This window comes from Curtobacterium sp. MCSS17_016, assembly GCF_003234255.2.
Lineage (GTDB): Bacteria > Actinomycetota > Actinomycetes > Actinomycetales > Microbacteriaceae > Curtobacterium > Curtobacterium flaccumfaciens.
On record NZ_CP126254.1, the window covers coordinates 278,042 to 297,932 of the forward strand.

At 64.6% G+C, this 19,891-nt stretch carries 21 protein-coding genes and 1 pseudogene; 13 read left to right on the forward strand and 9 right to left on the reverse strand.

Annotated features, from left to right (window positions below; translation table 11 throughout):
* Positions 1-268: 268 nt before the first annotated feature.
* From DEJ19_RS01400 to DEJ19_RS01410, 3 genes are all read right to left on the reverse strand, one after another.
* Complete coding sequence (locus DEJ19_RS01400) at positions 269-430, reverse strand: hypothetical protein (protein WP_181441524.1); 162 nt, start codon at positions 428-430, stop codon at positions 269-271.
* A 90-nt stretch (positions 431-520) separates the two neighbouring features.
* Positions 521-736, reverse strand: a complete 216-nt coding sequence (locus tag DEJ19_RS01405) for a hypothetical protein (RefSeq protein WP_111233225.1) — start codon at positions 734-736, stop codon at positions 521-523.
* Between the two features lie 50 nt (positions 737-786).
* Positions 787-1,038: a hypothetical protein gene (locus DEJ19_RS01410; RefSeq protein ID WP_111233224.1), complete on the reverse strand. Its 252-nt coding sequence runs from the start codon at positions 1,036-1,038 to the stop codon at positions 787-789.
* A gap of 924 nt (positions 1,039-1,962) precedes the next feature.
* Here DEJ19_RS01410 and DEJ19_RS01415 point away from each other — a divergent pair.
* The 4 genes from DEJ19_RS01415 to DEJ19_RS01430 all read left to right on the forward strand — a co-directional run bounded on the left by DEJ19_RS01415 (position 1,963) and on the right by DEJ19_RS01430 (position 5,633).
* Positions 1,963-2,532, forward strand: a complete 570-nt coding sequence (locus DEJ19_RS01415; RefSeq protein ID WP_110895127.1) for a recombinase family protein — start codon at positions 1,963-1,965, stop codon at positions 2,530-2,532.
* Between the two features lie 652 nt (positions 2,533-3,184).
* A complete protein-coding gene (locus DEJ19_RS01420) occupies positions 3,185-3,910 on the forward strand; it encodes a hypothetical protein (protein WP_146239740.1) in 726 nt (241 codons plus the stop codon).
* Positions 3,911-4,012: 102 nt separating this feature from the next.
* Positions 4,013-4,864: a DUF6602 domain-containing protein gene (locus tag DEJ19_RS01425; protein ID WP_146250660.1), complete on the forward strand. Its 852-nt coding sequence runs from the start codon at positions 4,013-4,015 to the stop codon at positions 4,862-4,864.
* A gap of 262 nt (positions 4,865-5,126) precedes the next feature.
* The gene (locus DEJ19_RS01430) at positions 5,127-5,633 is read left to right on the forward strand and encodes a hypothetical protein (protein ID WP_146239742.1); all 507 of its coding nucleotides are present in this window, start codon (positions 5,127-5,129) and stop codon (positions 5,631-5,633) included.
* 172 nt (positions 5,634-5,805) lie between these two features.
* Here DEJ19_RS01430 and DEJ19_RS21985 read toward each other — a convergent pair whose 3' ends face one another.
* From DEJ19_RS21985 to DEJ19_RS01445, 4 genes and pseudogenes are all read right to left on the reverse strand, one after another.
* Positions 5,806-5,985, reverse strand: a complete 180-nt coding sequence (locus DEJ19_RS21985; protein ID WP_502869783.1) for an Lsr2 family DNA-binding protein — start codon at positions 5,983-5,985, stop codon at positions 5,806-5,808.
* Between the two features lie 9 nt (positions 5,986-5,994).
* A pseudogene (locus DEJ19_RS21990) lies at positions 5,995-6,165 on the reverse strand (Lsr2 dimerization domain-containing protein); the annotation flags it as partial.
* Positions 6,166-6,372: 207 nt separating this feature from the next.
* Positions 6,373-6,948 carry a PDDEXK family nuclease gene (locus DEJ19_RS01440; RefSeq protein WP_111233221.1) on the reverse strand — a complete coding sequence of 192 codons (576 nt, stop codon included), beginning with the start codon at positions 6,946-6,948 and terminating at the stop codon, positions 6,373-6,375.
* Entirely contained in the window at positions 6,945-7,604 is a 660-nt protein-coding gene (locus DEJ19_RS01445) for a hypothetical protein (protein WP_146250659.1), read from the reverse strand. The genes DEJ19_RS01440 and DEJ19_RS01445 overlap by 4 nt, the downstream gene beginning before the upstream one ends.
* Before the next feature lie 244 nt (positions 7,605-7,848).
* Between DEJ19_RS01445 and DEJ19_RS01450 the strand changes: the two genes are divergently transcribed.
* The 7 genes from DEJ19_RS01450 (at position 7,849) to DEJ19_RS01480 (ending at position 12,583) form a co-directional block, all read left to right on the forward strand.
* Entirely contained in the window at positions 7,849-8,187 is a 339-nt protein-coding gene (locus DEJ19_RS01450; RefSeq protein WP_111233219.1) for an Lrp/AsnC ligand binding domain-containing protein, read from the forward strand.
* Positions 8,188-8,357: 170 nt separating this feature from the next.
* Positions 8,358-8,765, forward strand: coding sequence for a hypothetical protein (locus DEJ19_RS01455; RefSeq protein ID WP_146250657.1), 408 nt, complete (start codon positions 8,358-8,360; stop codon positions 8,763-8,765).
* A gap of 80 nt (positions 8,766-8,845) precedes the next feature.
* The gene (locus DEJ19_RS01460; protein WP_258377395.1) at positions 8,846-9,250 is read left to right on the forward strand and encodes a hypothetical protein; all 405 of its coding nucleotides are present in this window, start codon (positions 8,846-8,848) and stop codon (positions 9,248-9,250) included.
* A complete protein-coding gene (locus DEJ19_RS01465) occupies positions 9,247-9,978 on the forward strand; it encodes an RES domain-containing protein (protein ID WP_111233217.1) in 732 nt (243 codons plus the stop codon). Before DEJ19_RS01460 ends, DEJ19_RS01465 begins: the two co-directional genes overlap by 4 nt.
* A 26-nt stretch (positions 9,979-10,004) precedes the next feature.
* Entirely contained in the window at positions 10,005-10,367 is a 363-nt protein-coding gene (locus DEJ19_RS01470) for a hypothetical protein (protein WP_146250656.1), read from the forward strand.
* A gap of 967 nt (positions 10,368-11,334) precedes the next feature.
* Positions 11,335-11,811 carry a hypothetical protein gene (locus tag DEJ19_RS01475; RefSeq protein ID WP_111233215.1) on the forward strand — a complete coding sequence of 159 codons (477 nt, stop codon included), beginning with the start codon at positions 11,335-11,337 and terminating at the stop codon, positions 11,809-11,811.
* A gap of 247 nt (positions 11,812-12,058) precedes the next feature.
* On the forward strand, positions 12,059-12,583 hold the full coding sequence (locus DEJ19_RS01480) for a DUF6998 domain-containing protein (RefSeq protein ID WP_146250655.1): 525 nt from the start codon (positions 12,059-12,061) through the stop codon (positions 12,581-12,583).
* Positions 12,584-12,672: 89 nt separating this feature from the next.
* Here the strand turns inward: DEJ19_RS01480 and DEJ19_RS01485 are convergent, their stop codons facing one another.
* Positions 12,673-13,239 (reverse strand): hypothetical protein, encoded by a 567-nt coding sequence (locus DEJ19_RS01485; protein ID WP_146250654.1) that lies wholly within the window; start codon positions 13,237-13,239, stop codon positions 12,673-12,675.
* Positions 13,240-16,019: 2,780 nt separating this feature from the next.
* Here DEJ19_RS01485 and DEJ19_RS01490 point away from each other — a divergent pair.
* Positions 16,020-16,247 carry a helix-turn-helix transcriptional regulator gene (locus DEJ19_RS01490; RefSeq protein WP_111233212.1) on the forward strand — a complete coding sequence of 76 codons (228 nt, stop codon included), beginning with the start codon at positions 16,020-16,022 and terminating at the stop codon, positions 16,245-16,247.
* 3 nt (positions 16,248-16,250) lie between these two features.
* Positions 16,251-17,387, forward strand: coding sequence for a tyrosine-type recombinase/integrase (locus DEJ19_RS01495; protein ID WP_111233211.1), 1,137 nt, complete (start codon positions 16,251-16,253; stop codon positions 17,385-17,387).
* Positions 17,388-17,420: 33 nt separating this feature from the next.
* On the opposite strand, the gene DEJ19_RS01500 is transcribed toward DEJ19_RS01495, so the two are convergent.
* Positions 17,421-19,388, reverse strand: coding sequence for a hypothetical protein (locus DEJ19_RS01500; RefSeq protein ID WP_146250653.1), 1,968 nt, complete (start codon positions 19,386-19,388; stop codon positions 17,421-17,423).
* Positions 19,389-19,891 lie beyond the last annotated feature (503 nt).

Below are 19,891 nucleotides of genomic sequence, written 5' to 3' on the forward strand. Positions count from 1 at the left end.
CACTCCAAATCACGGTGGTGTTGCAACGACCAGCTGAACCCAAGGGTCCTTGACAGGCGCCGGGCGCCGTCAACTCGAGCGATCGCGCTCCGACGGGAACGCAGGGGGGACGCTCCAAGGTCGGAGCGTCGATGCCCTGTGCCATCCTGATTCAGGGAAACGCGATCGGATGCGGCTCGCTGACGGCAAATTTACTTGTCCGCATTGGGAGGACAACGGGGACCGATACCCCATACCGGGGCACGTGCCCGTTCGACTGGAAGTCAGCTCACGGTCGTTCTCGGATTGCTTCGGGGCTGTCCTCGCGGAGGAAGTCGCCACCGTCGGAGTCTCGTTGGGTCGCGCCGGTGGTTTTCCACTGCTTCCGCGCTCGCGCGACGGTGTCGATGTGTGCTGGCTCGACATCGGGCGCACCTTCGTAGGTGTCCATCGTCCTGCTCCTGCCATCCGTTCCGTGGCGTGTGCTCGCACGCTCACAGTCGAGGGTATCGAGCGGCGTGCGCGCCGTCCGGGGCTGCGGTCAGGCCGTTGGGTCGGTGGTGTCGGTCAGGAAGTCCTCGTAGGTGGCACCGGTCGTTTCCGCGTCGGCTGGACCCGGGATGACGTAGATGACATCAGTGTCGGTGCCAACGACTTCACGGAGCCGATGGAGCGCATCTGCCGATGTGGACGCTTCGACGATGGCCTCTTCGGGATCGTTGTCACCGTCGGGTTCGTATCCGGTTCTCCAGCGCACACCCTCATCTTCGCGCAGGCGACCAGGCAACTGCTGGGGAGGAGGTGGAGTTATGGGGTGGGGTGGAGTACGCGTTCGGCGTGGTCAGCGATCCTGTCGCTGATCTCCGATGCTGCGTCGCTGCTGACTGCTGCGGAGCGCTGCTGCATGGCGCGCATGAGCCACAGCAGACCGCTGTCCGTGTCGGCTGCCGTCTTCGCCTTCCGCGTGTAGCCAGCGGCGCTGGCTCGTTCCAGGACAGCTTGCTGGCGATGGGCTTCGGCCTCGGCTCTGCCGCTGTTGAGGACTTCTTGCCAGTTCATGCAGCATCTCCAGTCGGGTCGCTGCTTCGGCGGAAGGTCCGCTGGCGCCCATCGTCCACCACATCGCCGACGAGCGTTAGGGGTTGCGCGAGAAGGTGATGTCGTGCAGGGCGCCAATCAGCGCTCATGGCCGGGGCGAGGGCGTCTTCTGGCAGAGCACGGGTAGCCGTGGCCAGGGCTTGCGCAGCCTCGCCCTGCAAGGAGATCGGATGGCAGGGCGGCCGTGAGGAGCAGTGCGGTCGTGCGGCTTCGCGCAATCGGGCGTGATTCCCTTCCGCCAGCGAGGTGGTCCTCCGTATCGTGAGCCCTGACATCACTGGCTTACTGAGCCGGTGAGGTCAGGGGCTCAAGCCTTCTGATCCGGTGGGGTGCGCGGACCCGAAACGCTCGCCCCACCGGATTGCTCCAGTCACATCCCGAGACACAGCGACTGGACGACGGGACGCAGGCGCAGCGTGTTCCAATAGCCGATCCTCGACCGGCCCCTACCTCCCGCGCTTCCGCTTGATCCAAGTGCCGAGCCCTTGCGCGAACACGACGGCCCCACATACGACGAGCACACCGACCAGCACCGGCGTCGGAATCATGTTCAGAGGTCCTTGATTCACGCGATCTTCCGGAGCCGCGACCACCGGTCCGACGACGACGCCCATGATGACGAAAACCGCCCCGAGCCCCATCTCTGCGACCGGAGGGGTGAGTTGAAGAACTTAGCCATCCGATGCCTTTCTGTCCTCGAACTTCGCGCCCTGCGAGCGCACGACCGCTCAAACCATGGTGTCCCGGTAGCCGGTCGTTCATCGGGACACCGCTGGCGGTCCTTGCCGTGGCGAGCAGTACCAGTGAACTACTGGTCCGGTGATTCCCGTATGCCTGTCCCGCAAAAATGCCCGGTGACGGGGGTCTAAACGCTACAGTGGCCCGGTGCTCATCGGCTATGCCCGCGTTTCGACTTCCGGCCAAGATCTCGCAGCGCAGCGAGACGGCCTCCGCACCCTGGGCGTGTCTGACGAGGACGTGCACGTCGATCACGGATTGTCGGGCACGACTCGAGCGCGCCCCGGGCTCCGGGAAGCGCTGGCGGCGTGCCGCGCGGGGGACACATTGGTCGTGACCAAGCTCGACCGGCTTGCCCGATCGCTGCGCGATGCGACGGACATCGCTGACGAGCTCACGAAGAAGGGCGTCGCGTTGAACCTCGGGGGAGCGGTCTACAACCCGACCGACCCGGTAGGCCGGCTGCTGTTCAACGTGCTGGGGATGGTCGCCGAGTTCGAAGCTGACCTCATCCGTGCTCGGACACGTGAGGGTATGGCGATCGCGAAAGCAGCCGGCAAGCTTCGAGGCCGGAAGCCAAAGCTCACCGTCTCGCAGGAGAAGCACCTGGTGTCGTTGTACCGCGCTGGAGGGCACACGACGAGCGAGATCGCGGAGCTGTTCGGGGTGGCGCGCTCAACCGTGTACCGAGCAGTCCAGCGCGGCGGCGCCGAGTAGCCACCCGGATCGGGGCGGAGGAAGCGTGCGCCGGAACGCTGCGCACCGCGTTTCGCGACCCAGTGTTCCCGTTTCTTCCATGTCGAAGTATCGTCGTTTTGCTACGCCGCGGACCCTAGCCGCGGTCGCTCGTCCCCTCGTTACCGGGCTGGCCTCGTCGTGATCGCACGTCGTACCCGACGGCGTCGTAGCGCGAGGGCGCCTGCCCGGACCCGAACCAGCGCAGGCGCCCTCGGTCCTTCTTCGTAGCAACCCCCGCAAGCGTTTGCGAATCCGTGGCGTTTGCTCACTATCAGTCGGCACCGTCGCTCACACCGATGGCGTCCGGTGTTGCGGCGTCTCTAGACCTTGCACGGAAGCGTGGCACTGACGCGCATTCCCACCCCAATGCAACACCAACCAGGTCTCGGAGGAGGCGTAGCAGTGGGGTATACCTCAGAGCGACGGGTGCCGGTTGGCACCTTGGGTGCTGATCAAGGACGAGCCGTAGGATTCACTGAGGTTGAGTGTCACACCCAGACGCGGTCACTGGAAGCATCAGCGGAGACGAGGAATTACGTTGACTGATTGGCAGCGACTTTCAGTGCGGGACGGGCGGAAGGCTCCAATCGCGCTGACCGCTAGTTTCAGCCCTCCCGCAACCGTCGCGTTGGTGCACTGGCTCGAGGGGGCGTTCGGATACCGTGACTCGCGTGGGGGGACGAGAGAGAAACTGGTCCTCGATGTGGCTCTTGCTGTCGACACTGCGGTGAATCCGCGTAACTATCAAAATCCGCCGGTACGCCAGCTCCTCAACCAGGTCGAACGCGACGACGATCTCATGCTGGACGTGCTCGACGCAGTTCTCCATCTCGGGAACTTGCACGCGGCGACCGCTTCTGACCTGCGCGCTTTGCTTCAGCAGGCATTTTCCATCTGGACCGTTGCGGATAACAACGGCGCTTTGGAGCGTCGCGTCACCGAAGAGCTTCATAATGCGTATCACGAGGTTGTTCAAGCAAACGATGAAGCTGCGCTCGATCTGCAGGAGGCCTGGACGCAGCTCTACGGGCTGACGCCGAATCCTTCGGATGCCTGGGATCATGCAATCAAGGCTATGGAAACCGCCCTTGTACCTCTGGTGGCTCCGAGAAACAAACGTGCAACGCTTGGAACCGTCATCACGGAACTGCAGAAAGAGCCGGAGGGCGTACGTTTCGATCTCGGTGCAACACCAGATTTGGCCAAGGTGCTTCGTTTTGCGTGGCCTAATCCAGACCGCCATGGCGGAAATGAGCACCGAACGCCGGCAGAGCGGGAAGCGGCCGCCGTTGTGCACCTAGCAATCACAGTGGTGGAGTGGCAGCGCCGAGGAGTCATCACCTCCAGCGGCGTGTGATGCGCTAGGTAGGTCGAGGCGGAGCCGGAAAATCACGCCTGACCGGCAACCATCCCAATTTAAGCTTTGATACCCCCACCAAAATAGGGCTGAGGTGCAGGCATGCATAAGGTAGGAGCGTCTGAAGATCCTGTTCGGAACAAGATGCACGCGATATTTGCCGCCGAGGAGCAAAAACTCCTTGCGCAGCTCAATCAATTTCGAGCGGGATTTTCCCACAATTTAAGCAAAGGGGAATCGGCCGAACACGCGGTGCGTAGCTTTTTGGTTAAGCACATGCCCCGCCGATTCGGGGTGGGCGCGGGGCAAGTCTTTGACCGCTGGGGTGCCGAGACGAATCAGCTTGACATCATACTGACTAATGATGACCAGCCCTTGAATCACGGTTCGCACGATGCGGGATATTATCTCGCCGAGGGTACATCGGGTATGGCAGAGGTAAAAACTACTTTAACCAAACAAACCCTTCAGGACATTGTGAAGAAGGGTCAAAGCGTGCGTAGTTTGACCCCCGATCCGCCCCAAAAAAACGAGCTGATGTCAATCACGCAGTCAGATGGTGTTCGATTTATTGACTCATTCCCTTTCTTCGCGGTGGCCTTCGAGACCTCCCTCGCGCAAGATCGGGTGCTTGCCTTGCTCAATGAAGTCGCTCCTGTCGATATTAGCGCCGTCCGCCGCGATACGCTAGCTCCGCTGGATGCTTTGTTTGTATTAGGTCATGGTGCGTACGTCAATCTTGCAGATGGACGGGGCTCCCTCTCCTTTCTTTGGCCGGATGGTTCAGTTGGGGCTGGCTGGGTGAGAATCGGGGACGATGCACTTTATGCGCTATTTCTATGGCTCGACGCTGTTGTGCAACGTAGATATCGATGGCACGGCATCGCAACCTCCTATCTCATCCGAATGGTTCAATCTGCCGATCTTGCATTCGGCGATGAACCCACGGCGTAGCCGAGGCTGAGGGAAAGCATCGCGCTCGTTTGGGATATCGCTTACGTGCGGCGCGTGAGAACGGCGCGCTGACATAAGAGCCCTGTATCAGCGCCAGCGGGAGTGGTAGGCAAAATCAGGGGTGGTCGTTCGCGCTGGACTCAGGTGATCTCGAAGTATCACGCAAGACGGCGTCATCGCCCAGCCTGGCGTCAAACGGTTGTTATCGCGTTGTGTGGATCGCCTGCAAGCGAAAACTGATTGGCCCGCGTATGCTCTAATCATGAATTGGGGCAATCCAGAAGACCTAGCTAAGTTTGTCAATGCGGTCACCCCTAGTGTGGTAGGCGGCGCGTTTTCGATCGCTGGTGTGCTTGTGCTTTTCTGGCTTCAGCAGCGCGCCCAGCGCAAAGCAGACCGCGTATCTCGCCGGATTGATGCCGTGGAGCATTTAATGGAGACGCTGGAGAATGCTCGCCAAGCTTTCCGTGGAGGCGTTTCGATTGACGCGGATCACATGGGTAAAATGCTAGCAAATTCCTGGCGCTTTGCCTGGCTGCTTGAGGCGAAGGAGCGTCCGGTCGCGGATTGGGCATGGGCTGTACTCACAGAAACAATCGCGAGAACAGTCAGCATGGAGGTCGGCAGGCGCGATCAAGAACTTGCGACTGTTACGGCTGCTGTCATGACCGGATTGAATGATTGGCGCACCGGGGCCCGCAAAATGTCTTGGTTTGCAGACGAGACGAAGAGAATCTCCGATGGTTTGAGTGCAACCGGTCCTGCCTAATGGTCGCGGCGGGATAACTTCGGGAGATCCGTGGACGGCGGTCGGTGTCCACTCCGCGTGGGTGCTCGTGGAGGAGCTGGTGAGCCGTCGAGCGCTTGGTTCTTCGCTGACATAAGACCGCCATATCGGCGCAGACAAGAACAGCGCCCACCCCGCGGGGTGGCCGGCTGTTCTACTGGGGGAGTGGCGTCAGTGCGGCGTCGTACGCGTCGCGGACGGCCTGGCTGATGCGGCCGCGGGAGGAGACCTCGTGGCCGTTCGCGTTCGCCCACTCGCGGACTTTCGCGAGCTCGTCCGAGTTCCCGCGCTTGGGCGCGCTGCCGCCGGTGGTCCGGCCGGACCGGCCGCTCACCTTGCGAGCGGCGGCAACGTAGTCGGAGAACGCTTCGCGCAGCGCGTCTGCGTTGTCGTCGGTGAGGTCGATTTCGTAGTTGCTGCCGTCGAAGCCGAACGTGACCGTGCGGCCTTTGCCGTCTTCGATGATGTCGCCGGTGAGGTCGTCGACGAGGTGCGTGGTGACTTTCTGCGCGATGGTGGGGCCGCCTTTCGCTCGTGGGCCACATCAGCCCTGGCATAGCTCGCCGCATAGATTGCCTTGCTGGTTCTTCTTCCCGCGGCCAGTCGGGCAGACTGACCGTGGCTGCCGCGCCAGTGGCTAGCATCCGTCCAGATCGCTCGAGCCGGTGCGGTCTGATTAAGGATCGGGGTGCCGACGCCTTCACGCTGGACGGCGTTGCGGTCACCTGCCATGACCGTGCAAGCAGACACGTCGCATCTCGAAGCCCTCGATCCCCTCCGCGTAAAGAAACGCGTACTCGTAGGCGCGGACTGGGCCGCCTTGCCGCTCGAGCCATTCCAGCTGACAGTGGGCGTGCTCATCGGTCTTGAACGCGACCGTCGCCACGACCAAGCCCCGCTCGGCACGTCCGGGAAGGCGCTTACCGAACCGGCGCTCGAACTCCTCCGAGAGCGAGCCGCCGCTCGAATACGCCGCATAGAGTTCGGAGAGTTCGCGGAGGGTCGCTGATTCTCCCCACGACGCGTAGCCGAAGGTCTGCTTGGTGATCTCTCGGGTTGCTGGTCCGAGCTTGAGCTCGATCACCCAGAGCTGGCCTTCGGAGTCGATCGCAACGAGGTCTACGTCCCCGTGGCCGTAGGTCTTGACGTCCCGGCCGAGAATGATAACGTCGCCAAGGGCCTCAGGATGGGCCTCGATGAAGAGGCGCAGGTCTTCCTCCGAGAGAGCCTTGTCGCGCCTGTAGCGGTGAAGCTCGCCGTCGTCGTCCATGAACCAGAGGGCAGGTCGCTCGGTCATCGGTACTGTCCTCCCTCGACGATCTCGAGAAGATCTTGAACGTCGCCGCCGTCCTCGAGCCACGCCGCGGGTGTCTTCATGCCCTCATCGAACAAGTCCTCCTGTCTTGTCGAGAAGAACCGCCCGATCGCGAGCGGGTCCCAACGTGCGGATAGCGCCGGCAGCAGTTCGTCGAGGTGCGGCAAGAGGTGGCCGACTGGGCGCGTCGTGAACTGCCAGGCCGGAACCCGACGCTCGCCTCCGATGTCGACGATGAGAAGCTCGCCTCGTTCCGCCGCTTCGACGATGTCCTCGGATGTCCGATGCAGGAATGCGCACGCCGCGTCGAGTGACACCGTTTCCCAGGCGCTCGCGAGCCAGCCGCCGATCTCCGCGAGCTGCAAAGCACCCTGAGCTAGCTCATCGTCGACCGAGGCGACTGCCTCAGCGGTCATCACGCCAGCTTCGATGAGTGCCCTGCCGTGCTGAGCTTGAACGGTTCGCGGCGGAATGGGCGGCATGCTCATGATCAGTGTCGTGAGGCCGCGAACGAGATGGTCGCCCTCGGCGCCGAGAGTCCGAAGCGCAAGTAGTAGCTCGCCTTCCGCCGCGGTCGTGGCAAGGGTGCTCCCGTGCCGTAGGGTGGGGGAATCATGAGGGTCATCTGGGGTGTTCATACCTGGGAGGCTAGATAAAGGCGACTGCCTGCCTGTGACCGCGGAATCCGAGGGTGGTCGATTCTGCTCGTTCCCGAGTGGAATTAGATTTCCGCAAAATTCTCCTCTCGGGCGTGTCGCCTCGCGTTCCCCGCCAACGGCCTGCACCTCGCACCGGGGGAGGATCGACACCTCCCGCGGCACCTGGGACTGCGCGCGGAAGGCGAAGGACGCCGGGATCCCCACGCTCGTCGTCTGGGGCGCGGTGCTCTTCCCGTTCGGAAACCTGGCATCGAGCTGCTACCGCCCGACCCTGCTCGTCCAGGTCGCTCCGAACCGCATCCAGGATGTCGGCGACGCGCTGTCCCGGCATCCCCAGACGAGCTGGGTCGCGGCGATCACTGGGTTCGCGAACATCGCGGCCGCGGTGACGTTCCGTGGCTCCCAGGAGCTGTTCCGCTACGTCACCGACGAGGCCGGTGCCCTGCCAGGGATCCTGCACGTCGAGATCCTGCCCATCCTGACCCGGCTGAAGCAGGCAGACACACGGGTCGTCGACGGGCGTCTCGCACTCCCGTCAACGGCACGGGTACGGGCTGCGTGACGGGACCCGTCACCCGCCGGAGGTGCTCACCCCGTCGAGTAACACGAGGTGCTCACTCGAGAGCCCGCGTCGCGCAGGTGAAGTTTTCCACCACAGTTTTCAGGGCGCCGACCAGGTTCGGGCAGTCGGGGCCACTCCTCCCGCCCTACGAGCGCCCCCTGGCGCGGTGGGTGCCGACCATCTGCCGCCGCGACCGCGAGTGGAAGCAGTCGGACGGCCGCCTGTACGGCGAAACGTCGGCCCAGGAGCAAGAGCAGGCCGACCGCCGCTACTGGGCCGTCGGCGCCGAGGTCCGCGCGCAGAAGCACCCGCTCGTCGTCGCCGTTCAGGGCACGGTCGAGCGCGTGTACCAGGTGCCAGGGTGGATCCGGGAGCAGGGCGAGACCAAGTACACAGCGCTCGGCAGTGGTGTCTGGCTTCGGGACGAAGATGGCCCGGCGCCTTGCCCTTCGTGGATCCCGAACTGGTGGCCTTCAGAGTTCACGCCCGGACAGCACCTGGATGCACCAGCCCGGCAGGAGGCGTACGCACCAGCGAAGGTCACCCCCGATGGAAGCGTCATCCGCGCCACCCGCTGAGCGATGACCTCGCCGATTTCGGGTGCGATTATGCCTGCTAGTGTGCTCGTGTTTTTGAGTGCTTGTGTCTACGATGAGGTATGTCCACGATGAGAACCGCCACGTCCGCGCAGCGGCCAGGCCTGCGCGCCTATGAAGAGTCGGTCGGGTTGCCGTTCCCGGAGATCGTCACCCGCCTGCGCGAGACGCTCGGCGTGAAGCTCGTCGCATACCTCGGCAACGTCGGTTCGACCCGCCCCGTGGCCGGCTGGGCTTCGGGCACGAGCTCGCCCGGCCAGCTCGACGAACTGCGGCTGCGCACGGCGTACCAGATCGCCGGCGTGCTCCGTGAGCGGTACTCTGCCGCGACCACGCAGTCCTGGTTCCAGGGCATGAACCCGGCCCTCGACTACACGGCGCCCGCGCGGCTCCTCCGCGAACAGGAGCCTGCCGACGTTGGTGGTCAGCTGCTCTCGGCTGCGGCGTCCTTCGCCTTCGTCGGATGAGCCCGACCGGCATCCGTCTCACCACCGACCCCGGCGTCGTCTGGCGGATCGGGCACGCCCCTGACCCATGGGCCTGGACACCGTGGGAGTATGCCGGTGACAACGGCCTCTTCGATGGCCGCTGGGACGACCAGCTCGGGAAGTTCCGGACGATCTACACGGCCGAGACCCTCGTCGGCTGCTTCCTCGAGGTCCTCGCCCGCCTTCGTCCCGACGTGCAGCTCCTCCGGGAGCTCGACGCGATCGTCGACGACGACGACAGCGCACCCCTCTACCCGACCGCCGAAGCCGGCGCCGTCGGGTGCGAGTGGCTTGAGGACCGCGTCTGGGCCCGTGGAACGCAGACCGGCTCGTACTGCTTCATCACGCACTCGGACTCGGTCGCCTACCTTGCCGCGAGCGGTGTGTTCGCCGCTTTCGGCATCGCGGCTGCCGACATCGGCACCGACCTGCTCAAAGACCCGAACCGACGTGACATGACCCGAACGATCGCGCGCGGCATCTACGAGTTGCGCGACGACGGAGCAGCCTTGTGTGACGGCGTCGAGTTCCGCTCTCGTCATGGCGACGAACTGGGCATGTGGGCGATCTTCGAGCGCTTCGCAGACGGCGACAACGACCGCCCGACACACATCGCACCGGACACACAGGGCACCATCACCCCGGACAACGAAGCCCTTCAGCAAGCGTTCGCGACACTTGGGCTGCACTGGCACGACGCGGGCTGAAGCGCCATCACCCCTACGATCGAGGCATGCCCATGCCACCCGAGCAACGAGCTGTGCAGCGCACCCTCATCGGCCTCTTCCGCGCCGGCAGCTACGTCTGGCTCGATGAGCAGCGCGGACTGTGCATGTGGCGCAGCCGCGACGCCGGCGGGTGGATGCAGGACGCAGGCGAGCTCGGCACGCACCTCGAGGCGCTCGAGATCCCATACACGGTCGCGGTCGAGACGCAGATCGTCCGAAAGCGCCAGGTGGCCGGCTTCACCATCCAGGTAGCCCGAACGGACCTTCCCGCTGTCACCAAGTGGATCCCGTCGTTCCAGAAGTCGATCGGCGTGGCAGAGGCGGCGTGGGCGGCCTCCGACCCCGAAGTCGCTCCGGCGGCCGACTAACTGAGCCGTCGAGGGCCCGCTGCGCCTCGCCGCAGGACGGACACCAGTCGACCTCGTGGTTCGTTGCCCACCCGTCGTGCGACGCGCACCCGCGGGCGCCACGGTAACTCGTCGCGTTCGGGCCGATCAGTGCGATCCTCTCCCACAGCCGCGCCCGTCGAACGTGATGACGAAGGCGGGATGGATCACGCCCCCATCGGCCTGCACGTCGCGGGCAGGTCGTCGTGTCCACCCGCACCGCCTTGGCGAAGTCGGCGACGATCGCCTGCGCCTTCACGATGGACGGCACGCTCGCGGGATCCTGTGCAAGCGCAGCTGCCTTCTGGTAGACCGCCTGGTTCGGGCTCTCGACCGCGGCCAAAGCCTGCATCGACGCGAGCACCTTCGGCTCGACGTCGGACTTCCCGGCGCTGGTCCTCTGGAACGTCCCCTGCGGCATGCAGAGCTCGCCGCTGACTATGGGGCCCGGAATCGCAACGTCGTCTGCCGCCACAGCGGCCTTCGCGGCCGCGGCCTCCTGTGCGTTGATTCTCTGGGCATGCGGGTAGGGACGAAGTCGCGCTCGGCTGCCCGACGCCGTTGATGCTCGCGACGAGGCCGGCCCGCGCCGTACAGGAACACGGCAAACAGCGCCACCGATGCCGCGAGACTGAGCGCAATGACGACGCGCTCACCCGCTCCGGACACTTCACGACCGTGCCGCCCGTCGGCTCCGCGGTCCATCTCCGAGAGGAGCACGACCTCCTCGGCCACCGGCCGTGTTCACGCGCTCACCGAGCAGCACGCCGCGAAGGACGAGCTCTAGGTCGAGTAGCCGCACGTCGGCGTCGTCCTGTACAAGCTCCGCGACCTCGCGGGTATGTATTCGCTCGGCAGCCAGAGCACGATCGCCTGACACGCTCCCTGCGTGTGGCGACCGTCGCCGCGAACAGCTCCCGCTCCTTTGACCTGCCACTATGAGGACACTATGAAGAACCTGATTGCCCCAGTCGCCCTCGCCGCAGTGCTCGCGCTCACCGGCTGCAGCGCCTCCAACACCTCGACGGCCGCGGACGACTCCTCGAAGCCGACGAGCGCGAAGACCGAAGCTGCGCCGACGCAGGCCGCCGCCAAGGCGCCGGACCTCACCGGTGACTGGAAGCAGAACAACGCCTCCAGCGACGACGGCTGGACCAGCGCGACGATCACCGCTGACACGATCACCATCAACTTCGTCACCGACAACGGCGACACGACCTCGCTGTTCTGGGTCGGCACGTTCACGCCGCCGACGGATGGCGCGACGCCCTACACATGGACGTCGACGCGCGACAAGGAGGCGACCGACTCCGCGCTCCTGGCGTCGACCGACGACACAAAGGACTTCACGTTCGACAAGGACGAGATCAGCTTCCCGGTGTCGATGGCCGGAACGACGACGACCGTGCGCCTCTCGAAGAACTGACGTCGACCTGGACACCGAGAAGAACCCCCGCAGCTTCGGCTGCGGGGGTTCTTCGTTTCTGCGACCCCGCTGTCGCGATCAGGGACAGGGTGGTCGCATGATGCCGACGTCGAAGAAGGAACGGATCGTGACGCTCATCGGAGGAGGCATCACTGCCGCCGTCGGCGTCGGGCTGGTGATCGCGGCGCTCGTCGTCACGTTGTGACGAGCCTGTCCTCGAGACCCGAACCGCTCGTAGGCTGCGGCCATGACTGCACCAGCACCCGTGCCGCGGCCGCCGTTCGATCCTGCAACGCTGTCGGTGCGCGAGCTGCTCGCGAGCTACGTCGCGATCCTCGACGAGCTCATGCGCCGCTCGCTCGTCCGGACGCGCAACTCGCCGCTCGGCGACCTCGCGGAGAGCCTCGCCGTGCGCGCCTACGGCGGATCGCTCGCGCCGAACTCCGAGAAGAGCTACGACCTCGTCGCCGCTGACGACCGCCGCATCCAGGTCAAGGCGCGCACGGTGCGCGCTGACGACAAGCGCACGCAGAACTTCTCGGCCGTGCGCTCGTGGGACTTCGACGCGGCGCTGTTCCTGCTCTTCGACGCCGCGACGTACGACCTGGTGTGGGCACGCGAGCTCGACCGCGACCAGACGCAGTCGCTCGGCCGGCGAGTCGAGCACACGAACTCGTCCGCGGTGCTCGTCCGTGACGTCGCGCACGCGGGTGCCGACGCGACCGAGCTCGTGCGCGCTGCGTACGACCGCATCGACGAGTCCGCCGCGTAGCGCCCGCACCCCTCTCGACGACAGAACCCCCGCAGCTTCGGCTGCGGGGGTTCTGTTTTTCGAGCTCGCGCTGCGCCGGCTCACGCCGACTACGCCACGCGCTTCGTCAGCACGTAGAGCGCGTCGTCCTCATCGTCGACGTACTCCTGGAACGAGAACGCGCGCACGTTGTGGTTGAACGCCGTCACCTCCTCGAGGTGATCGGCCGCGTCCTCGTCGAAGGCCGCCGCGACCACCACCGCGACCGGGTCGGTCGCGAGCTCACCGGGGAGGCGCTGCTCGAAGGCGTCCTCAAACGCCTCGTCGAGCGTGGTGCCCTCGTGGTACGCGTCGAAGGTGCGCCGGAGACCAGCGACCGAGAACGACCGAGCCCACGCGGACAGGTCCACGAGACTGCCGACGCTGCGAGCGTCCGCGACGCCGTCGGCGACGCTGATCACGTGCACGGCCGCGGTGCTGTCCACCGCGACGACGTCCGCGACGTCGCCACGCTCCGTCAGCACACTCGTGCCGACGATGAGCAGCGGGTCACCGAGTAGCGCCGGCTCGGCTTCAAGGACCGCGGCGACCGAGTCGTCGCGCGAGCGCGGCAGACGCACCGAACGCTCGTCGGTGCTGCCGTCCTGGTTCTCCTCGTCGTGCTGATGATCGCTCATGCCGCCCATTGTCGCCCGTACCGGCGACATCAAGGGCCGCGTGATCCGCTCGTATCCGAGCGGGAACGGCGCATCGATCACCTGACCGGCTGGCGCCCACGAGTCGGCCACTCGGCGGCCAAGCAACGGCCACCGAGGACCGCCGCGAACGAGCGAAGACGGGCCGTGACCGGCGGCGGGGCGGAGCCTGACCAAGCCCTGACCAGAGAATGGTCACAAGGCGGTCGCACGGCCCGAAGCGGGCCGAATCACTGTCGCCAGGGCTCCAGGACCACGAATCCGACCGGCGTCTGGTCAGCGGGCGGCCACCAATCGGTCACTGTGGGACGGCGCGTGACCGCGACGTGACCGGCAACTGACCAGCAACGCCCGGCGTCTTCGACCCCGGAACGAGGCTCCGCCGAGGGCATGAGTGGTGGCGGGAGCGTGGCGCGATGGCTGCGATCGGGGGCCATGCTCAGCCCGCTCCAGGAGTGCCGCGCCCGGCGTCGGTCGGCGCTCGTTCGTGCCTCTCTCGGCCTCGGTCCTTGGGCGATGCACGCCTGGTGCGGGATCGCGGTGCAAGGGGAAGTCGGCTCCCCAGGATGCGAGGGGATCGCGAAGGTGGACGTCCGCGCCCCGCCCCCGCGAGTGGGACTTCGACGAGGGTGGAGACATCCCATGCTCGAGGATGAGGCAGCCCGGTTCGGCGGAGCCTGATGATGCCAGGGCCGTCCCCCGGGGCTACGCCCCGTCGGCATCGAACGCAGCGCCGCTCGGGCCTGGCGGCCCTCCCGGATCCTCTGGCGCTTCGCGACCGAGAAGGCGAACGCGGCTCGCAACGGATCTCGACTGCGCGATGACTGGGCACAGGTGTCTGGCAGTCCAGATCCAACCGTGTCAGGGGCCGTGACGGTGATTGACCTGGAACCGATCTCCTGCGAAGTGGACGGCGCCCACGGGGCGAATCCTGGGACGGGGTTCTTGCCACCTGGGGCTCGGCGCAACGAGCTCGGATGCGCTGCGCGCGCCGGCCCGTGAGCGAGGTCTCGAGACGGTGGCGTCACGAGGTCTGCGACGGGTGGCGAAGCGGGCACCGGGCACTCCACAGTCGTGCCCTCATCGAGCAAGAGAAGGGCGTGCCAGTGGCCCGCTTCGCGGGCGTCGCGGAAGGCGTGAGCCGGCGCTCCTTCGTCGGCCGTCTCGATGGCGCTGCGCGCCCAGCGACAGACCCGCAGAGGAGGTCTCCGCGATGCTCCGACCTGCGCTGCTGTGAGAGCAAGGGGGCGGCTCCGCGAGCCGCCACGTCGGGGTGAAGGGGGTCTGGTTCCGCAGGCTCCACCATCCCCGACGCTGCTGCGCAGCATGACCGGTACCGCGGCGTCAACTCACTCCGTGACGCGGTACCGGTCAATCCCCGACTCTCCGGGGCAAACGAGTGGCACTGGTACCGCTCCGCCCTTCGGGTCCTTCGGATTCCGGAGCGGTACCAGATGATGTGGGACCACTCGTTTCCCCCGATCACAACAGCAGTTGTGACCCCGATTCGTCGCTGAAGCTCCGAATGCGGGGAGAGAGAGAAAAGGGCATAAGGGGAGGTGACGCCGACCTGCGTTCCCGACTCGCTGCGCTCCTCGTGAACTTGTTCGTCGGTCGGCACAGCCGACACCTCTTCGGGACCCCCTGAGCCTCTCGCTGCGCTCGGTCTCCGGGTGCCCCTCACCCTCGTCGCTGGCGCTCCTCGGGCCCTTACTGCGTCGCTTGCGCTCCTTGCCCTCCAACGCCCCGTCGGGGGCGTTCTCGGGTGCCTTGCGCCGATGCCGATCCTCCGCGTTGCTCCCCCTCGGACACCGGCTGTGAGCCGCCCTTCCAGGCCGGCGTCAACAGCGCTCCCGGTGGTCGCTGGAGGGACATGCTTCGTCGAGGGGCGACTGGGTCAGTCCGGTCTGCACGTTCCAGAAATCATTACCAAAATCGTTTCCGAAATGATTCTGCGATGGCCGGGCGCCACCGCCGTGCGGGGTACCACCTCGACGGGCACGGCCAGGCGGCCAGGACCTCGGCGGGGTCCGCGGGCCCGAGCAATGTCCGCCGCGGAACGGACGAGAGTGGAAGATGCAGGTTGGCCGTCGCCGTCCATGTCCTAACTCGTGGCCACCGTGTACCTGGTCTGTACCTGCTGAAACGGGGGTGCAGTTACACCTCCAGGTACAGCTGATCCCTGCAACTAAGCGGTAAACGGGACGTCAGAGGCTCGTGTACCTGCTGTACCTGGTGGTTCGGGAAAAGGATTACCTAGGGCGAAAACGGGGCAGCCGTGGTGCCCTCTTCCGCCCTAAGAGAGGTTTACCGCCGAGACCAGGTACATGTAGGTACGTCGCGAGAAAGTGCCAGTCAGAGGCCATTTTGCGCGTACCTGGTAAGTGCTTCCTTGCCAGGTACGGTGCAGGTACACCAGGTACACGGAGGACGAAGTACTGAGGAGGCCATGGGTAGCCCTGCGGCAGCATCCCGGCGACGCGGTGCCGAACGGCACGCCATCGCGAGCGTCTACTGCCTGCTCAACTGCGTCCGGCGGACCAGCGCTCCGCTCGTGCTTGCTCAGCTCCCGACCGCAATCGGGCGCGGCCCGTCCGAATTGGATCCGTCGTCGTGCTCGGATGCTTGTAGAGTCCTCGTACGTCCGAATGACATGAAAGGGACGAGAGCCAACGATGGCTCGGCGAGCAGGTACGCCAAGCAACCGGTAACAGGTTCGGCTACACGGCCTCCTCGAAAGCATCGACTTTCGAGGAGAACCTATGTCCACTGCAGTCACCGTCGCCGCGCCCCGGCTGAACGACCTGCTCACGCCTGATGCTCTCGCCGCGCAGCTTCATACGACAACTCGCAACTTGCGCGAGTGGCGCTCGACAGGGCGCGGGCCCCGATTCGTGCGGGTAGGTCGGCTGCCGCTCTACCGGCTCGAGGCCGTTGAGGAGTGGCTGCGCGAGCAGGAGTTCGCGAGCACCACGGACGAGCTGCGCTAACCGATGGGGACGATCAAGTCATACGAGACGAAGACCAAGGGGCGGCTCTGGGAGGTCTGGTACACCAAGCCGGACGGAACACGTGGCCACGATCGCGGGTTCCGGGTCAAGAAGGAGGCCGAGGCCTACCTCTCGACGGTCGAAGTCTCGAAGCTCAAGGGTTCCTATATCGATCCCTCGGATACTCGAGCAACCATCGCCGAGCTCGGGACGACGTGGCTCGAACTCCACCGAGCGAAGCTGACGGAAAGCAGCTTCCACTCAGTTGAGAGCTCGTGGCGAGTGCACGTCGAACCCAGGTGGGGGCGCTACGCAGTCGGACGGATCTCCAAGCGGGAGGTGCAGGTCTGGCTCAACGAGCTCGGCGCCAAGCTCTCGCACACCTCGGTCGCACGAGCACGTGACCTGCTCGCCGGCATTTTGGACGACGCGATCGAAGAGAACCGCGTGCTGAAAAATCCGGCACGCGGCCTCACCGTCAAGAAGAAGCCCATCCCGGACGAGGTATTCCTGACTCATGCGCAGGTGGAGGTCCTGGCTAGCGAGGCCCGGTACAGCGATCTAGTGCGTTTCCTCGCTTACACGGGTCTTCGCTGGGGCGAAGCGACGGCCCTGCGCGTTCGCAATGTCGACGTCGATCGCCGTCGCGCCAACATCCGTGAAGCAGTAACCGAGGTCAACGGCCAGCACGTTCTTGGTGGCGTGAAGTCCCACGAACGGCGCTCTATCGCGTTTCCGGAATTTCTCGATGCCGCTGTCGCTGCGGCTTGTGATGGGAAGCATCCCGACGAGCGCCTCTGGTCGTCACCATCTGGAGGCTTTCTCCGCCCAGGCCACTCGCAACAGGGATGGTTCGCGCAAGCGGTGAAACGGGCCATGGCCGAGGATCCGAGCTTCCGTCGGGTGACGCCACACGACCTCCGCCATACGGCAGCCTCGCTGGCGATCAGCGCGGGCGCAAACGTGAAGGTCGTGCAGCGGATGCTAGGGCACAAGTCCGCGAAGGTGACGCTCGACACCTACGCGGCGTTGTTCCCGGATGACCTGGACAACCTGACTGCGGCGCTCAGTCGGCAGCGCGCGGACCAGCTGCTAAAGCAGGGTGGCGCGACGAGTCACACGGCTCCTGAATCCCGATGACACTGACCGCGGGACAAAATCGCCTGGCCAGTCTCACCCGTGGGCGATCATCTCTTCAATCCCGCGCACGATCGGGCCCCAGTACGTCCACTCGTCCTCGATCGTCTGTTGACCCGGGACCGACTTGCCGCTGAAGCGATGCTTGTCTGCTTCTGGTGTAAGAAATACGAGGTCGCCGTCCAGTCTGAGCGCGCCACGCTTCTCCATGAACTTCAATACATTGCGAAGCTGGGCGGACTTCAAGGGCTGTCTGCCCTGAAGTTTCATGAAATAGGTTGCTCTGCCGTCCGTATGACCGTGGGTTCGTGCAAGGTTTTGAAGCTTGTTCAAGAATCGAATCGCCTTCGATTGCGGGTCGATGTCGTCGTCTTGTTCAAGTGCTACTCGATAAGTGGTCCAGGGGTAGATCAAGTCGACTTCCTCCGGCACTGCGAGCTCGAACGTGCCCGGCATTGGCGCGACCGAAATGAAGCTGGGAAGATCTATCGACTTCCCCTCGATTTCGAAACGTGAATCAGAGAACTCCGGGGTTGAGCCGGACCCGGTCCTCGCGAAACGGGCGTCATCGCCGTCCAGGCGCAGGGCTGTCGCGCGCAAGTAGAGGTCAGGGCCAATCGCGCGTCCGCCCCTAAGGGGTGCAATGCGGATGCCTGATTCTGTCACGACGGTCAAGGACTCGAGGGGGCCGGCAAGGGTCAGATGAGTCGAGTTCTCTGGGATCAGATCAAAGTTAAGTGCTAGTGGTCCGCTCGATCGGACGACCTCCATGTGGCCCACGAAGCCCAGTTGGTCGTTGTCAGTCAAGCTAACGTTCGCAGGGCTCCCCGAATACTCCCCAGCGAGGATGGATGAGTGCAGCGCGGCAAACTGAGGCTCATCAATGTAAATTGACTTCTGCTCCGATGGCACTGTTGATACGAAGTCGAACAGCAGTCCAGAGTGGTCGCCGACCTCAAGAAGAAGAGTGGAAGGAGTCAGAATCTCGAAATTAGAGGCAGCAGCGTAAGCCTCGAATACCACGCTTGCCCAATGCTGTTCTGAGCGGAACGGATGATCATTCAGGAATGGGCGGAGTTGCTTCCGGTACTCAAGGTCCGCCGCTGGGTCAACTATCTGATGCAGTTTCGGTGCGCTTGTACCTGTGATGTCGTGCCAAAGCCACTCGATCTGCTCTTCCGGCGTGTAGAGAGACTGCGGCGGAAGTCCGAGATCCCTGGATAGGGGCTCAAGTTTGCCCTGCTCGCGAATGAGGAGGCTGTCGAGAATATCCCGAAGGACGTCAATGTGTCTCGGGCTGCTCGAGCGAGACCGGAAATCCTGCGCTAGCTTGTAATGGTTCTGCTCGTCGACAAGCACAGCGGCGACGGCGTCGAGCACTGGGGCGTATCCAACGAAAGTCTCGACGGTATCGTCGGTAACCGAACCAGCCAGCGCGCTGAGGAGCGCGTCTCGCGCTTCCGCGTAGTGGCGCCCGCCGATAGCTGCGGGCGCGCCGCGATGTGACACAAGACCATCAATGTAAGTTTTCTGTGATTCGACAGGAAAATGCGAGACTTCCATCCAGGCGACGGTTCGGCCCGCGTCCGTGAGCTTCAACCAGACTTCCTCCAGCGTCCTGTCTCTGCCGAACAGGACCAAGCGGAGTCCCTGCTCGCTCGCGTTGGCGAGGGACTGAAGGAACTCGTCCCACGACTGAGCGGAGACACGAGAACGCGCCTCGTCAAGCGAATCGATCAAGACTGCCGGTGCCTCGCTGCGACTCCTCACGGTGGCTAGCGCGTTCACGGTGCTCAGGTAAGAGTCAAACGCGTGGGGGAGAGCGGCGCGACTCACGGCTGCGTCTCTTTCCAGGCGCCAAAGAGGTGCTCCAGCTCGTCTTGCAAGCTCGGCTGCGGTGCGGCTCTTTCCGGCCGCTCCTCTCGCGGAAACGAGGATCACGTCGGCGGCGAGATCGTCGAGACCTTCTTTAAAGACGAGGACCGGCTCAACGAAGAAGTTCAAGTCCGCGGGGATCCCGAAGGACGCTGTACCAGTTCCGCTTAGTGCGGCGCCCGATAGCGACTCGGCCAGCGTAGCGAAAGAAGAATGCGACACAACCTCTACCTTTGCATCCGGACGGCCAAAATTGAAGGGCACTCGGCGCATGACCCGTGAACGGGGGTGCTCGCCATCTGATCCAGCCGCGCCGACGGGCCGACCTGGATCCGGAGAGGGACCGGAAGACTGTCCTGGCTGCGAAGTCGGTGTCGGCCGCGAGCCAGGCGAGGCCGGACCGACCCGGAGGCGGGCCCCTGCCGCAAGCACCGCCTCTCGTTCTGGCATTGTCCTCGTGTGCATCCGATAGGGCGAGTCGACTGGTCCAACAAGTCGGCGGCGCCTTCAACACGCAACGGACGTACCCGCTGCGGCCGCTCGGAAGTGGCAGAACTAGACAACTCCGTCAAGTCAGGAGGGCTCAGTCACTCACAGGACTCGGAGTGCCCTCATCGTCGAGGTCGGCTACA

What these genes read in the sequence shown, in the direction of transcription:
- DEJ19_RS01475 (WP_111233215.1), top strand. Translation starts at nt 11,335, where the DNA reads ATGAAGAACCTGATTGCCCCAGTCGCCCTCGCCGCAGTGCTCGCGCTC.
- DEJ19_RS01400 (WP_181441524.1), bottom strand. Translation starts at nt 430, where the DNA reads ATGGACACCTACGAAGGTGCGCCCGATGTCGAGCCAGCACACATCGAC.
- DEJ19_RS01460 (WP_258377395.1), top strand. Translation starts at nt 8,846, where the DNA reads ATGTCCACGATGAGAACCGCCACGTCCGCGCAGCGGCCAGGCCTGCGC.
- DEJ19_RS01470 (WP_146250656.1), top strand. Translation starts at nt 10,005, where the DNA reads ATGCCCATGCCACCCGAGCAACGAGCTGTGCAGCGCACCCTCATCGGC.
- DEJ19_RS01485 (WP_146250654.1), bottom strand. Translation starts at nt 13,239, where the DNA reads ATGAGCGATCATCAGCACGACGAGGAGAACCAGGACGGCAGCACCGAC.
- DEJ19_RS01445 (WP_146250659.1), bottom strand. Translation starts at nt 7,604, where the DNA reads ATGAACACCCCAGATGACCCTCATGATTCCCCCACCCTACGGCACGGG.
- DEJ19_RS01410 (WP_111233224.1), bottom strand. Translation starts at nt 1,038, where the DNA reads ATGAACTGGCAAGAAGTCCTCAACAGCGGCAGAGCCGAGGCCGAAGCC.
- DEJ19_RS01490 (WP_111233212.1), top strand. Translation starts at nt 16,020, where the DNA reads ATGTCCACTGCAGTCACCGTCGCCGCGCCCCGGCTGAACGACCTGCTC.
- DEJ19_RS01465 (WP_111233217.1), top strand. Translation starts at nt 9,247, where the DNA reads ATGAGCCCGACCGGCATCCGTCTCACCACCGACCCCGGCGTCGTCTGG.
- DEJ19_RS01430 (WP_146239742.1), top strand. Translation starts at nt 5,127, where the DNA reads ATGAATTGGGGCAATCCAGAAGACCTAGCTAAGTTTGTCAATGCGGTC.
- DEJ19_RS01440 (WP_111233221.1), bottom strand. Translation starts at nt 6,948, where the DNA reads ATGACCGAGCGACCTGCCCTCTGGTTCATGGACGACGACGGCGAGCTT.
- DEJ19_RS01495 (WP_111233211.1), top strand. Translation starts at nt 16,251, where the DNA reads ATGGGGACGATCAAGTCATACGAGACGAAGACCAAGGGGCGGCTCTGG.
- DEJ19_RS01425 (WP_146250660.1), top strand. Translation starts at nt 4,013, where the DNA reads ATGCATAAGGTAGGAGCGTCTGAAGATCCTGTTCGGAACAAGATGCAC.
- DEJ19_RS01480 (WP_146250655.1), top strand. Translation starts at nt 12,059, where the DNA reads ATGACTGCACCAGCACCCGTGCCGCGGCCGCCGTTCGATCCTGCAACG.